The sequence below is a fragment of the Streptomyces sp. NPDC006174 genome (assembly GCF_040614075.1).
In the GTDB taxonomy this organism is placed as follows: domain Bacteria; phylum Actinomycetota; class Actinomycetes; order Streptomycetales; family Streptomycetaceae; genus Streptomyces.
Map to the genome: position 1 here is coordinate 151,250 of NZ_JBEXTJ010000017.1, position 13,038 is coordinate 164,287.

Genomic DNA, 13,038 nt, shown 5'->3' on the forward strand with positions numbered 1-13,038 from the left:
GACCAGCGATCGAAGGGCCTCGTTGTGCACGCGCACAGACGGGGCGACGGGCGGGCTCCGGCCCGCGCGGCCGGTGGCATCCTCATCGGTCACCGGCGAGACCGGCCCCGGTGGCCGCCTCCGAGGCGGTGTCCCGTCGGCTGCCCCGGCAGCAGCGAGAGGCGGCGGTCGCCGGTCCGGCGGACGGAGGCGGGGATGCGGCGGGAGACGCGGGCCGGGGAGCGGAAGCCGACCGAGGATCTGGAGGCGCGGGAGGCCGTGGCGCCGGTGGACCGGTGGTCGGCGGCTCTGGTGGCGAGCGCGCCGGAACTCTCCGCGCGGCTGCTCGCGGAGGTGTTCGGCCCGCTGCTGGCGCTGGCCCCGGCGGAACGGGCGCTGCTGGTAGGGACGTTGGAGGCGTGGCTGGAGTGCGGAGGCTCGGTGGGACGGACGGCGGTACGGCTGCGGTGCCACCGGAACACGGTGTTCAACCGGCTGCGGCGACTGGAACACCTCACCTCACGGTCGCTGTCGCATCCGCACGAACTGGTCGAGACGGTGCTGGCGCTGGACGCGCTGCGGTTGTCGGCGGCCGGGAAAGGCTGAACCGCTGAGGCCGTCCGTGGGCGTCGGCCCGGGACCGTACGGCGTCAACACGGGCTCGTACGGCGTGGGGCCGTGGTCGTACGCATCGGCAAGGGCTCGTACGGCGTGGGGCCGTAGTCGTACGGCATCCGCATGGGCTCGAACGGTGTCGGGCCGTCGTCGTACGGCGTCGGCACCTGCCCGTACGGAACCGGGCCGCAGCCGTACGCCCTCGGCACCTGCCCGTACGGCCTGGCGGCTCGCACCCGTGCCCGTACGGCATCCAGGCGCGGACACCGGTCATCGGCCCGCCTCCGTACCAGCAGCGGCAAGAGGAGACGGAAAAGGGCCGGGCGTACGTCCCCGTACGACCGGCCCCGCTCCGTCGTCAGCTCAGGAAGTCCCGCGCGATCGACTCGGCCACCCGCTCCAACAGCGGTCCGGCCTCGGCCATCGAGCGTGCCGGGTCCGGTTCCAGCTCGGCCAGGGCGTAGGCGCGCGCGATGCCCGCCCCGCTCAGGGCCTCCTGGGACAGCGCGAGGCGGCCGCAGACCGCGACGACCTCGATCCCGGCATCCCGGGCGGCCGAGGCGACCCCGGCCGGGGCCTTGCCGTGCAGGGTCTGCTCGTCCAGCGAGCCCTCGCCGGTGATGACCAGCGTGGCGCGGGCGAGTGCGGGCGCGAAGCCGAGGACGTCGAGCATGACCTCGATGCCGGGCCGGAAGCGGGCGCCGAGCCCGACGAGCGCTCCGTACCCGATGCCGCCGGCCGCACCGGCGCCGGGCAGCGCCGCCGTCTCCGGCCCGAGGATGGAGGCGTAGTGGTTCAGGGCCGCGTCGAGGACCGCGATGTCCTCCTCGCTCGCGCCCTTCTGCCGTCCGTACACCTCGGGTGCGCCCTTGGGCCCGGTCAGCGGGTTGTCCACATCGCTGGCCAGGACCAGGTCCACGTCCTTCAGCCGTGGGTCGAGCCCGGACAGGTCGGCCTCGGCCAGCTCGGCCAGTGCCCCGCCGCCGGGGCCGACGGGCTTGCCGTCCGCGTCCAGGAACCGGGCCCCGAGCGCGGCCAGCATGCCCGCGCCGCCGTCCGTGGTGGCGCTGCCGCCGACCCCGAACACGATGGTCGTCGCCCCGGCGTCCAGCGCGGCCGCCAGCAGCTCGCCCGAGCCGTACGTGGTGGCCGTGAGCGGGGCGAACACGCCGTCGGGCAGGTGCTGGAGGCCCGAGGCCTCGGCCATCTCCACCACGGCGGTGGAGTCCCGCAGCGCGTACGCCGCCGTCACCGGGTCCCCGAGGGGTCCGGTCACCCGCGCCTCGCGCCGCTCGAACCCGGCGGCCACCGCCGCCGCGACCGTGCCGTCGCCGCCGTCCGCGACGGGCAGGGTCTCCACCTGTACGCCGGGGACGACGCGCCGCAGCCCGGCCGTCACCCGCTCCGCGACCTGTACGGCCGTGAGCGAGCCCTTGAACTTGTCCGCCGCGACGAGCACGCGGGCGGTCTCCACATCTGCTCCGTCCGTCACCTTGCATCCCTTGCCTTCGAACAGAGTCGCGCCGCCCCGACCCTATCCGCACGCCCCCTGATCTGCCCATGGCCGTCCGGAACGGCCCGTCCCGCCCGCCCCTCCCCCACTACGCTGTCGGCCGTGACCACCATCGATGCCGACTACGCCACGTACATCGCCGGGCTGCCCAAGGTCCTGGCCGGAGCCGCGTGCCTCTTCCGCGACGCGGAGGGCCGGGTCCTGCTCGTCGAGCCGAATTACCGCGAGGGCTGGGCGCTGCCCGGCGGGACCATCGAGTCGCAGACGGGCGAAGGCCCTCGGCAGGGTGCGCGGCGCGAGACGCTGGAGGAGATCGGGCTCGACCTGGCACCGGGCCGGCTGCTCGCCGTCGACTGGACGCGGGGCAGCCGCAGGCCGCCGATCGTGGCGTACCTGTACGACGGCGGTGTGCTCGCCGCGGAACAGCTCGCGGCGATCCGGCTCCAAGATGAGGAGCTGCTGTCCTGGAAGCTGGTCGCTCCGGCCGATCTGGGCGGCTACCTGCTCGGACAGCTGGAAGGACGGGTGCGGGCGGCCTTGGGCGCGCTGGAGTCCGGCGGCGGCACGGTGGAACTGGAGGACGGAGAGCCGGTGGCGTAGGCGCCGTCGGCCCTGCTGGGCCTCAGGCTGGGCCCCCGTGGCCCGTCAGCCCTGCTGAGCCTGCGGCTTGGGCTCCACGTCCCGTACCGACTCCTCGCGCTCGGCGACCAGCGCCTCGGTGCGGTGGCCTCGGGCGATGTAGTCGCGCACCACGAGCTCCACGGCGTCCTGCGGGCTGCCCACGCCCGCGAGGACCATGACTTCGACGACGAGTTCGGCGTCCAGACTGACGCTCACCTTGGCCATGGCCGGACACTACACCGGCGAAATCCGCTCGTGGGGCCCATTCCCGCTCCGTACGCTCGCCGCATGACCCTTGTCGCGATTCTCAGCGGTGCCGGCATCTCCACCGACTCCGGCATCCCCGACTACCGGGGACCCGCGGGCGTGTGGCGCGAGGATCCGGAGGCCGAGAAGCTCGTCACGTACGACTTCTACCTGGCCGATCCGGAGATCCGCCGCCGCTCCTGGCAGATGCGCCGCACCAGCGCCGCCTGGAACGCCGAGCCGAACGCGGCCCACCGGGCGGTGGCGGAGCTGGAGCGTTCCGGCACGCCGGTCCGGGTGATCACCCAGAACGTCGACGGCCTGCACCAGCTGGCCGGCCTGCCCGCGCGCAAGGTCCTCGAACTCCACGGCACCGCGCGTGAGGTGACCTGCGTCCGCTGCCACGCCCGCTCCTCCATGGGCGAGGCCCTGGAGCGCGTCGAGGCGGGCGAGGCCGATCCGGCGTGCGCGGTCTGCGGCGGGATCCTGAAGCCGGCGACGGTGATGTTCGGCGAGCGGCTGGACCCGCTGGTGCTGGCCGACGCCATGACGGTCGCCAAGGCATGCGAGGTCTTCGTGGCGGTCGGCTCGACGCTCCAGGTGCAGCCCTCCGCCTCGCTCGCCGGGATCGCGGCCGAGCACGGGGCGCGGCTGATCGTGGTGAACGCGGAGCCGACCCCGTACGACGCGCTTGCCGACGAGGTCGTCCGGGAGCCGATCGGTACGGCGCTGCCGAGGCTGCTGGCGGGCCTGGCCGTGAGCTGATCCCGGCAGGACCCGCCGTCAGTCGTCCAGCCCCGCGCGGACCCGGCGCGAGGGCTGGAACACGTACAGGTCGAGGATGTCCGGGGCGTCCGCGAGGCCCGGGCCGCCGGCCGTCGCCCAGGTGACGACGTCCTGCTCCGCGTGCTCGTCGTTGACCAGGCCCAGCCAGACCGGGCGGCCTCCGGCGCGGCGGCCGTCGGCGGAGGGCTGGACGACGATCACGTTGCCCTGCTCACAGGCGTCCAGGCACTCGACGGCCCGTACGGTCGCGGCGCCCTCCAGGCCGGAGCGGAGCCGGGCCAGCTGAGCGGCGTGGTCGACGCCCGGGATCTTCTCCGTGCCGCAGCAGCAGCCACGGCAGACGCTCACGGTGGGCCGGGAGGCTCCTTGGGCGGGCACGTCCTTGCGGGGGCGGCGGCTCATGCGGGCACTTCCGGTCGGCGGGAGGGGAAGGGTACGGAGCGACCACCGCTGGTCACGGGCGATCACCGTGACTCTACCGAGGCTCCCGCGCTTCGAACACCCGCGCCCCTGCCGGAGCCGGTGCGGTAGTCTTGGTGGCTGCGAAGGGGAGTAGCCCCGCAAACCGGTCGTCGACACACTGGAGCCCTCGGGTTCCCGGTGGCCGGGCTCGTGAGACCTGGACAGGGTTTCTCACGGGCGGGCGAGACCTTCGGTCCTGTATGACACGTCCACGTCCTGTGGGCGCTGCCGTCATGCCGGGCCGAGTGGTCCTCCGAAAAGCCCGAGCGGCGCTTCGCGAAGATCCGGTGCCCGGCTCGCACAGAAAGCCACCCGGAATGCACCTCGACCCTCTGGCGATCATCACCGCCTTCGGGCTGATCTTCCTCGCGGAGCTCCCCGACAAGACGATGTTCGCGTCGCTGGCCATGGGCACGCGGATGCGCCCGCTCTACGTGTGGTTCGGCACGTCGTCCGCGTTCATCGTGCATGTCGCCATCGCCGTCGGCGCCGGCAGCCTGCTCGGGCTGCTGCCCGACTGGATCGTCAAGCTCGTCTCGGCCTCGCTCTTCGCGTTCGGCGCGTTCCTCCTGCTGCGCGGCAGCGGCGGGGACGACGATGACGAGGCCGAGGTGAAGACCGTGACCGGCTTCTGGCCGGTCTACTCGACCGCGTTCATGGCGGTCTTCATCAGCGAGTGGGGCGACCTGACCCAGATCACCACCGCCAACCTGGCGGCGAGCAACGGCACCTGGTCCACCGCGATCGGTTCGGCCGCCGCCCTGATGTCCGTGTCGGCCCTGGCGCTGCTCGCGGGGAAGTTCATCGCCAAGCGCGTACCGCTGAAGACCGTGCAGCGCATCGGCGGGATCTGCATGCTGGGCCTGGCGATCTGGACGGCCGTGGAGATCTTCACGGGCTGAGCGACGTGAGGCCAGGGGCTGGGGCGCACCGACAGCCGTGCGCCCCAGCCCTCCTTTTCTGCTCAGAACAGCGCCTGCATCACGTCGTTCGCCCGGGTGCCGCCGCTCTCGAACGCCAGCAGCCGCTGCTTGCGGTCCAGGCCGCCGCCGTATCCGGTGAGGCTGCCGGAGGCTCCGATGACCCGGTGGCACGGCACGATGATGCCGACCGGGTTTCTGCCGTTGGCCAGGCCGACCGCTCTCGACGCGCCCGGCCTGCCGAGCTGTTCGGCGAGTTCGCCGTACGTACGCGTCTCGCCGTACGGGATCTTCCGCAGCTCCGCCCAGACGCTCTGCTGGAACGGCGTGCCGTGCAGGTGGAGCGGGAGGTCGAAGGTGGTGCGTTCGCCGGCGAAGTACGCCGTGAGCTGGCGGATCACCTCCGGGAAGGGCTCCGGGTCGGGGACGCCGAAGGTCTCCTCGGGTGGACGGTGACGCTGGTCGGTCATGTAGAGGGCCGAGAGGACGCCGTCGGTGGCGACGAGCGTCAGCGGGCCGTAGGGGCTGTCGAGGACCGAGTGCTGCTTGGCGGGCGGGGACACAAGGGTGGTCATGGCGGGGCTTCCTCCGTCAGGCGGGCAGGTGGTTGATGGGGTGGTTGTCCACGGTCCAGAGGTACTGGACGGCGTACGCGCGCCACGGGCGCCAGTCGGCGGCCCGTGCGGTGAGGGCGGCCGGAGTGGCCGGGAGGCTCAGGCGTTCGGCGGCGCGGCGGATGCCGAGGTCGGTCGGGAGGAAGGCGTCGGGGTCGCCGAGCGCCCGCATGGCGATCGCCTCGACCGTCCAGGGGCCGAATCCGGGGAGCGCGGAGAGTTCGGTGCGGGCTCGCTCCCAGTCGGTGTCGGTGCCCAGGCGGAGCGTGCCGTCGGCGAGGGCGGCGACCAGGGTGGTGAGCGTGGTGCGGCGGGTGCGGGGCAGGGCCAGGGTCTCCGGGTCGAGTCCGGCCAGCGCCTCCGGGGTCGGGAAGAGGTGGGTGAGCCCGCCTTCGGGGTCGTCGACGGGTACGCCGTGCGCGGTGACCAGGCGGGCCGCGTGGGTGCGGGCGGCGGCGGTGGAGACCTGCTGGCCGAGGACCGCGCGTACGGCGAACTCGGCGCCGTCCACCGTACGCGGCACCCGGCGGCCGGGTCCCGACTCGACCAGCGGCGCGAGCAGCGGGTCGGTGCGCAGCCGGTCGTCGACGGCGACCGGGTCCGCGTCCAGGTCCAGGAGCCAGCGGCACCGGCTGATCGCCTGCGTGAGGTCGCGGGGGTCGGTGAGGGAGAGGCGGCAGGCGATGTGGCCGGGCTGTGGGGTGAGGGTGACGATGCCGTGGCCGTACGGGAGGGTCAGCGTGCGGCGGTAGGCGCCGTCCCGCCACTCCTCGGTGCCGGGGACGGCGGTGGCGGCGAGGTGGCCGAAGAGGTTGCTGGGGTTGAGCGGGGCCCGGTACGGGAGGCGGAGCGCGATCACGCCGGGAGTGGCGGGGGCGAGAGGGGTGCGGGCGGCGCGGGTGCGGAGTTCGCCGGGGGCCAGGGCGAAGACCTCGCGGACGGTCTCGTTGAAGGTGCGGATCGAGGAGAATCCGGCGGCGAACGCCACCTCCGCCAGCGGCAGGTCCGTGGTCTCGATGAGGAGGCGGGCGGTCTGGGCGCGTTGCGCGCGGGCCAGGGCCAGCGGTCCGGCGCCGAGTTCGGCCAGCAGCTGGCGTTCGATCTGGCGGGCGGAGTAACCGAGCCGGGCGGCGAGGCCGGTGACGCCCTCGCGGTCCACGACGCCGTCGCGGATGAGCCGCATGGCGCGCGCCACCGAGTCGGCGCGGGCGTTCCACTCGGGCGAGCCGGGGCTGGTGTCGGGGCGGCACCGCTTGCAGGCCCGGAATCCGGCCTGCTGGCAGGCGGCGGCGCTCGGGTAGAAGGTCATGTTGCGGACCTTGGGCGGCACGACGGGGCAGCTGGGACGGCAGTAGATCCGGGTGGTGAGGACCGCGGTGAAGAACCAGCCGTCGAAGCGGGCGTCCTTGGACTGGACGGCCCGCACGCATGCCTCGGTGTCGGTGTGCATGGTTCCAGGATGGGTCACCGGTCAGCGGCCTGGCTGGCGGAAATCCGACATGGGCCTCGGGAGCCGCGCCCGGGTCTCAGCCGCGCGCCTCGGGCCCGCGACCTCGGGGCCCCGGTCTCAGCCGCGCATCGCGAGGACTTCCTCGAACTCCACGTACGCGTGCGCGTCGAAGAGCACGAACCGCACCTCCTCGACGGGAGCCACGGTCTCCGCGAACACCGTGCGCACGGCGATCCGCGCGCCGTCGTCCATCGGCCAGCCGTAGATACCCGTCGAGATCGCCGGGAACGCCACGGTCCTGGCACCCAACTCCGCTGCCAGACACAGCGATTCGCGGTAACAGGAGGCGAGCAGCGCGGAGCGGTCCTGGGCTCCGGAGAAGACCGGGCCGACCGTGTGGATCACCCAGCGGGCGGCCAGGCGTCCGGCGGTGGTGGCGACGGCCCGGCCGGTGGCGAGACCCTTGCCGTACTGCGAGGCGCGCAGCTCCCGGCAGGCGGCGAGGATCTCGGGGCCGCCGCGCCGGTGGATGGCGCCGTCGACCCCGCCACCGCCGAGGAGCGAGGAGTTCGCGGCGTTGACGATGACGTCGACGGACTGGTCGGTGATGTCACCGCGGACCAGGCGGACCGCGGGGGTGACGGAGGTGCTCATGCGGACATCATGCCGCGCTCCGCCTGCCCGTGCCGCCCGCAGCGGCCGATTCAGGAGGCGCGGAGCTGACTCCATACGGCCTTGGCGGCGTGGTGGCCGGACATGCCGTGCACACCGGGGCCGGGCGGAGTGGCCGATGAGCAGAGGAAGAACGCCGGGTGGGCGGTGGCGTACGGGACGCGGGCGAGTCTGGGGCGGATCAGGGTCTGGAGGCCGGCGAAGGCTCCGCAGGCGATGTCGCCGCCGACGTAATTGGCGTTGCGGGCGGCGAGTTCGGGCGGGCCGGAGAGGGCGCGGGCCAGCACCAGGTCGCGGAACCCGGGCGCGAAGCGCTCCAGTTGGCGCTCGATGACGTCGGTGGCGTCGCCCTCCCAGCCGGCCGGGACGTGCCCGTACACCCAGAAGACATGGCGTCCTTCGGGAGCGCGGGAAGGGTCGGTGAGGCTGGGCTGGGCGGTGATGAGGAAGGGGACGCTCGGGTCGCGGCCCTCGACGGCGGCCTTCAGCGCGGTGTCGATGGTTCTGGCGTCGGGGCCGATGTGGACGGTGCCGGCGCGGCGGGCGGCCTCGGCGGTCCACGGGACGGGGCCGGAGAGCGCGTAGTCGATCTTGAAGGCGGAGGCGCCGTAGCGGTAGTGGCTGTAGGCGGAGCCGAGGCCGGCGATGCGGGCGAGCGCGGAGGGTGAGGTGTCGAAGATGTAGGCGCGGGCGGGCGGGAGTTCGTCGAGCCGCTTGACCTCGCTGCCGGTGCGGATGGTGCCGCCCTGTTCGCGGAGGTAGGAGGCGAGCGCGTCCGCGATGGCCTGCGAGCCGCCGCGCGGGACGGGCCAGCCGTTCTCATGGGCGGCGAGCGCGAAGACGAGAGCGATCGCGGAGGTGGCGAAGCCGCTGGTGGGCGCTATGGCGTGGGCGGCGAGCCCGGTGAAGAGGCCGCGCGCCTTCTCGCCGTGGAAGCGCCGGGCGACCCAGGTGGCGGGCTGGAGGCCGAGCAGGCCGAAGCGGGCCAGTCGGTACGGGTCGCGGGGCAGTCCGTCCCAGGGAGTGCGGAGGAAGTCGGCGGCCAGGGTGTCCCAGTGGCCGAGGAAGGGCGCGACGAGGCGGCGGTAGGCGCCGGCGTCGGCGGGCCCGAGTGTCATCGCGCTCGCGCCGACGGAACGGGTGAGCGCGGCGGCGGTGCCGTCCGGGAAGGGGTGGGCGAGGTCGACCTCGGGGTGCAGCCACTCCAGGCCGTGCCGGTCCAGCGGCATGGCCCGGAAGGCGGGCGAGCCGATGCCTAGCGGATGTACGGCGGAACAGGGGTCGTGCCGGAAGCCCGGCAGCGTCAGCTCCTCGGTGCGGGCGCCGCCGCCGATGGTGTCGTGCGCCTCGTGGACCTCCACGGCGAAACCCCTGCGGGCCAGTTCGGCGGCGGCGGTCAGCCCGTTGGGCCCGGCCCCCACGACGACCGCATCGAGCATCGAGGTCACCTTGGGACTCCTTCGTCGGCCGGCAGGCGGAGCCCCAGGATATTCGGGCCCACCGACAACGCGGACGCGGGGACCCGGGGTCGGCCGGGCCGCCGGACCGGCCGACCGCGTACGCGGCGGGCCGGTCGGCACCCGTACAGGCGGGTGGGCACCCCCGTACAGGCCTCTCAGCCGCCCGTCCGCAGCGCCGCCAGGACGCGCTGCGCGGTGGTCTCGTCGCGGGCCGCCGTGAACGGCAGGTCGTTGCCGCCCGCGATCCGGTACGGGGCGCCGGACAAGGTCGCCTGGGCGCCGCCGGCCTCGGTGACCAGGAGGAGGCCCGCCGCGTGGTCCCAGGCGAGCTCCCAGTTGAAGGCCACGGCGTCCTGCGCGCCGCGCGCGACGGCGAGGTATTCGAGCCCGGCCGAGCCGCAGGGGCGCGGCGCGATACCTTCGGTCCGCAGGCCGAGCAGGGCCCGCTTCTGCGCCTCGGTGGTGTAGTCCGGGTGCGACATCGCCACGTTCAGTACGGCGCCGGGGGCGGGCGAGCCGGAGCGTATCGGCGCGCCGTTCAGCGTGGCGCCCCGGCCGCGCACGGCGACGGCCATCTCACCGAGGACCGGTGCGTACGTCCAGGAGGCGTGGACCTCGCCGTGCAGCGCCAGGGCGACCAGGGTGCAGAATCCGGCCTCGCCCCGGACGAACTGGCGGGTGCCGTCGACCGGGTCGACGATCCACACGGGCGCGTCGCCGCCGAGGGCCTCGTAGACGGCCGGGTCGGCGTGGACGGCCTCCTCGCCGACGACCACCGAGCCGGGCAGCAGCTTGGTGAGCGCGGCGGTGAGGTGCTCCTCGGCCAGCCGGTCCGCGGCGGTGACCAGATCGTGCGGGCCGCTCTTCTCGATGATCTCGTGAGCGGCGAGCTTCCGGTGGCGCGGCATGATCTCGGCCGCGGCCGCGGCGCGCACGGCCGCCTCGACCTCGGGCGGCGGTCCGGTCTGCCCGGCGGTCCCGTACAGGAAGTCATCGATCATGGCTCCAGCTAAGCACGGCCCGGCCGGACCCTTCCGACCGGAGCGTCACCGAGACACCGGCGCACGGCTCCCCGACCCTGCGGGGGCCGTCTCGGGATGATTCGGGACGGGCCGTCGGGGGCAGGCGATCCGCCGGACGGCCGAGCGCCGCCGACCCGTCGGAAGCCTCTTTCCGGCACGCGTCGGCGGGACGCGGTTCCTGGCCGGACCGGGCCTACCGTCGGCCTGGTCAGCCACCCCGACCAACGGAGATGTACGACATGGCAAAGATCCTTTTCGTGGTGACCGGCGCGGACCACTGGACCCTGGCGGACGGCACCGCCCACCCGACGGGCTTCTGGGCCGAGGAGGCCGTGGCCCCGTACCAGGTGTTCACCGGTGCCGGCCATGAGGTGGTCGTCGCCACCCCGGGCGGCGTCGTCCCGACCGTGGACCGCGGCAGCCTGGTTCCCGACGTCAACGGCGGCCAGGAAGGCGCCGACAAGGTGGCGGCCGGACTGGAGGCGTTCGAGGAGCTGCGGCGGCCGGTCGCGCTGGAGGACGTGGAGCTGGACGCGTACGACGCCGTCTTCTACCCGGGCGGCCACGGGCCGATGGAGGACCTCGCGGTGGACCCGGCTTCCGGGCGGCTGCTCACCGAGACCCTGGCGTCGGGCAAGCCGCTCGGTGTCGTCTGCCACGCTCCGGCGGCGCTGCTGGCCGCCACGGGCGCCGACGGCACCAACGCGTTCACCGGCTACCGGCTGACCGGCTTCACCAACGCCGAGGAGACCCAGGCGGGCCTGGCGGATAAGGCGAAGTGGCTGCTCCAGGACCGGCTGGTGGCGCTCGGCGCGGACTTCCAGGAGGGCGAACCCTGGGCGCCGTTCGTGATCACCGACCGGAACCTGGTGACCGGTCAGAACCCGGCCTCCTCGCAGCCGTTGGCCGAGGAACTGCTGAAGCGCATCGGCTGACCGGCGACCGCTCCGGAAACGCCCGCGCGTCGGCCTTACGGGCCGCGAGGCGCGGGCGTTACGGCCGCCTCAGGCCCAGTCCCGCTGCACCGGCGGCTCGCAGAGCTCCAGGACCACCGCGCCGGTCTCCGGTTCCTCACCCGCGAGGGGCTTCACGCGGGCGCCGACCGTCACCATCTGCGGTGCGGCGCCGACGACCTGGCAGCGGAAGACGAAGCCCTCGGGAAAGCGGACCAGGGACTCGTTGCGTGCGTCCTCGGTGTAGCGGTGGACCACGGCGGTGCGTACGACCACGCCGTGGCCGGTGGTGCGTTCGGGCTCCAGTTCACTGGACGCGCACACCGGGCAGAGCAGCCGCCGGAAGGAGGCGGTGCCGCACCAGCGACAGCGGTTGTAGGAGAGGCCGCACTCCTCGTGCGCCTTCTGGACGGTGCCCATTCCTGCCTGAGACACGGATCGACCCCCTGCGCTCGACTCGGACGCGCCGCACCTGGCTGACGGCGCGTCCGCACCATATGGCACTGAGTGCCGGAGAGTAAAGGCACTGAGTGCCGATTATTACCGAGTTTTCTGCGGGCGGGCCGGTGGCGAAGCCGCTCAGCTCCCGCCGACGGCCGCCTCGATCTGCTGCACGACCCGCCACATCGGCGTGCCTTTGGACGCGATCATGACGATCACCTCGCTGTCACCGGAGCCGGTGGTGACGCCGGACGCCCCGAGCGCCGGCAGGCCCGGTTCCTCTCCTACGGGCGTGGGCTCGGCAGGCCGCTCCCACGCGTCCCGCACCAGGTCGAGCGCATGGTCCACGGCCTCCTCGGGATCGCCGGAACCTCCCGAACGCAGCCACAGCCGCAGCCCGTTGTTGTGCGCGGCGACCACCGAGGCGGCGATCACCTCGGCCCGCAGCTCTCCGTCGCCGTCCGTCCCGAACCGGCCCCGGAGGTGACCGGCGAGCGTCTGCTCGTAACGGCGCACCACGGAGAGTTCGTACGTCCGCAGTCCCGGCACCTCTCGGGTGAGCTTGTAGCGCTGTACGGAGAACTCGGGGTCGGCCGCGTACATCCGCAGCACGATCCGCGCCGCGTCACACACCGCGCCCACCGGATCGGCGTCGCCCACGGCGGCCAGGAACTCCGTCATCTCGGCGAGACACCGTTCGTGGTCCGGGAAGACCACGTCCTCCTTGGACGGGAAGTACCGGAAGAAGGAGCGCCGCCCCACTCCGGCCCGCGCCACGATGTCGTCGACCGTCGTCCGCTCGAAGCCCCGTTCCAGGAAGAGCTGGAAGGCCGTCTGTGCGAGCACCTCCCGCATGGGTGCCTTCTTCTGGGGTCCGCGTGCCTCGCTCATGCGGCGAAACGTAGCACCGGAGAGGCGCTTTTGGCACTGGGTACCTTTACAGAGGGTACTGAGTACCATAAGGTCACCCTTACGAAACCGCACCCAGGTGGGACCGGCCCCGATCGGCATGGGACCACACCCAGGTAGGCAGGAGAGCCGGCGTGAGCTTGAGGATCGTTGTCTGTGTGAAGTACGTGCCCGACGCGACCGGTGACCGGCATTTCGCCGATGACCTGACGCTGGACCGTGAGGATGTCGACGGTCTGCTGTCGGAGCTGGACGAGTACGCGGTCGAGCAGGCGTTGCGGATCGCGGATGCGGCGGATGATGCGGAGATCACCGTGGTGACGGTGGGTCCGGAGGATGCCAAGGACGCGTTGCGCAAGGCGTTGTCGATGGGTG

15 protein-coding genes and 1 pseudogene are annotated in these 13,038 nt (G+C 73.3%); 6 read left to right on the forward strand and 10 right to left on the reverse strand.

What is annotated here, in order from left to right; all coding sequences use genetic code 11:
* Positions 1-195 precede the first annotated feature (195 nt).
* The gene (locus tag ABZ267_RS30575) at positions 196-585 is read left to right on the forward strand and encodes a helix-turn-helix domain-containing protein (protein ID WP_356753139.1); all 390 of its coding nucleotides are present in this window, start codon (positions 196-198) and stop codon (positions 583-585) included.
* 367 nt (positions 586-952) lie between these two features.
* On the opposite strand, the gene ABZ267_RS30580 is transcribed toward ABZ267_RS30575, so the two are convergent.
* Positions 953-2,068 (reverse strand): glycerate kinase, encoded by a 1,116-nt coding sequence (locus ABZ267_RS30580; protein WP_356753172.1) that lies wholly within the window; start codon positions 2,066-2,068, stop codon positions 953-955.
* 141 nt (positions 2,069-2,209) lie between these two features.
* Here ABZ267_RS30580 and ABZ267_RS30585 point away from each other — a divergent pair, with 141 nt between their 5' ends.
* Positions 2,210-2,707, forward strand: a complete 498-nt coding sequence (locus ABZ267_RS30585; protein WP_356753141.1) for an NUDIX hydrolase — start codon at positions 2,210-2,212, stop codon at positions 2,705-2,707.
* 45 nt (positions 2,708-2,752) lie between these two features.
* On the opposite strand, the gene ABZ267_RS30590 is transcribed toward ABZ267_RS30585, so the two are convergent.
* Positions 2,753-2,953, reverse strand: coding sequence for a hypothetical protein (locus ABZ267_RS30590; RefSeq protein ID WP_018513508.1), 201 nt, complete (start codon positions 2,951-2,953; stop codon positions 2,753-2,755).
* A gap of 63 nt (positions 2,954-3,016) precedes the next feature.
* Between ABZ267_RS30590 and ABZ267_RS30595 the strand changes: the two genes are divergently transcribed.
* A complete protein-coding gene (locus tag ABZ267_RS30595; protein ID WP_356753143.1) occupies positions 3,017-3,739 on the forward strand; it encodes a Sir2 family NAD-dependent protein deacetylase in 723 nt (240 codons plus the stop codon).
* Between the two features lie 18 nt (positions 3,740-3,757).
* Here the strand turns inward: ABZ267_RS30595 and ABZ267_RS30600 are convergent, their stop codons facing one another.
* The gene (locus ABZ267_RS30600) at positions 3,758-4,162 is read right to left on the reverse strand and encodes a (2Fe-2S) ferredoxin domain-containing protein (RefSeq protein ID WP_356753145.1); all 405 of its coding nucleotides are present in this window, start codon (positions 4,160-4,162) and stop codon (positions 3,758-3,760) included.
* A gap of 377 nt (positions 4,163-4,539) precedes the next feature.
* Here ABZ267_RS30600 and ABZ267_RS30605 point away from each other — a divergent pair, with 377 nt between their 5' ends.
* Positions 4,540-5,124 (forward strand): TMEM165/GDT1 family protein, encoded by a 585-nt coding sequence (locus ABZ267_RS30605; RefSeq protein WP_356753147.1) that lies wholly within the window; start codon positions 4,540-4,542, stop codon positions 5,122-5,124.
* Positions 5,125-5,186: 62 nt separating this feature from the next.
* Here ABZ267_RS30605 and ABZ267_RS30610 read toward each other — a convergent pair whose 3' ends face one another.
* The 5 genes from ABZ267_RS30610 to ABZ267_RS30630 form a co-directional block, all read right to left on the reverse strand.
* Positions 5,187-5,717, reverse strand: coding sequence for a methylated-DNA--[protein]-cysteine S-methyltransferase (locus ABZ267_RS30610; protein ID WP_356753149.1), 531 nt, complete (start codon positions 5,715-5,717; stop codon positions 5,187-5,189).
* 16 nt (positions 5,718-5,733) lie between these two features.
* Complete coding sequence (locus ABZ267_RS30615) at positions 5,734-7,206, reverse strand: AlkA N-terminal domain-containing protein (protein WP_356753151.1); 1,473 nt, start codon at positions 7,204-7,206, stop codon at positions 5,734-5,736.
* A gap of 117 nt (positions 7,207-7,323) precedes the next feature.
* On the reverse strand, positions 7,324-7,860 hold the full coding sequence (locus tag ABZ267_RS30620) for an O-acetyl-ADP-ribose deacetylase (protein ID WP_356753153.1): 537 nt from the start codon (positions 7,858-7,860) through the stop codon (positions 7,324-7,326).
* A gap of 50 nt (positions 7,861-7,910) precedes the next feature.
* The gene (locus ABZ267_RS30625; protein WP_356753155.1) at positions 7,911-9,326 is read right to left on the reverse strand and encodes an NAD(P)/FAD-dependent oxidoreductase; all 1,416 of its coding nucleotides are present in this window, start codon (positions 9,324-9,326) and stop codon (positions 7,911-7,913) included.
* A gap of 167 nt (positions 9,327-9,493) precedes the next feature.
* Positions 9,494-10,339, reverse strand: coding sequence for an inositol monophosphatase family protein (locus tag ABZ267_RS30630; RefSeq protein ID WP_356753157.1), 846 nt, complete (start codon positions 10,337-10,339; stop codon positions 9,494-9,496).
* Positions 10,340-10,599: 260 nt separating this feature from the next.
* Between ABZ267_RS30630 and ABZ267_RS30635 the strand changes: the two genes are divergently transcribed.
* Entirely contained in the window at positions 10,600-11,295 is a 696-nt protein-coding gene (locus ABZ267_RS30635) for a type 1 glutamine amidotransferase domain-containing protein (protein WP_356753159.1), read from the forward strand.
* Positions 11,296-11,364: 69 nt separating this feature from the next.
* Here the strand turns inward: ABZ267_RS30635 and ABZ267_RS30640 are convergent, their stop codons facing one another.
* A complete protein-coding gene (locus ABZ267_RS30640; protein ID WP_356753174.1) occupies positions 11,365-11,733 on the reverse strand; it encodes a zinc ribbon domain-containing protein in 369 nt (122 codons plus the stop codon).
* Positions 11,734-11,892: 159 nt separating this feature from the next.
* Positions 11,893-12,609: a TetR family transcriptional regulator gene (locus ABZ267_RS30645; protein ID WP_356753176.1), complete on the reverse strand. Its 717-nt coding sequence runs from the start codon at positions 12,607-12,609 to the stop codon at positions 11,893-11,895.
* Positions 12,610-12,797: 188 nt separating this feature from the next.
* Between ABZ267_RS30645 and ABZ267_RS30650 the strand changes: the two are divergent.
* A pseudogene (locus ABZ267_RS30650) lies at positions 12,798-13,038 on the forward strand (electron transfer flavoprotein subunit beta); the annotation flags it as partial.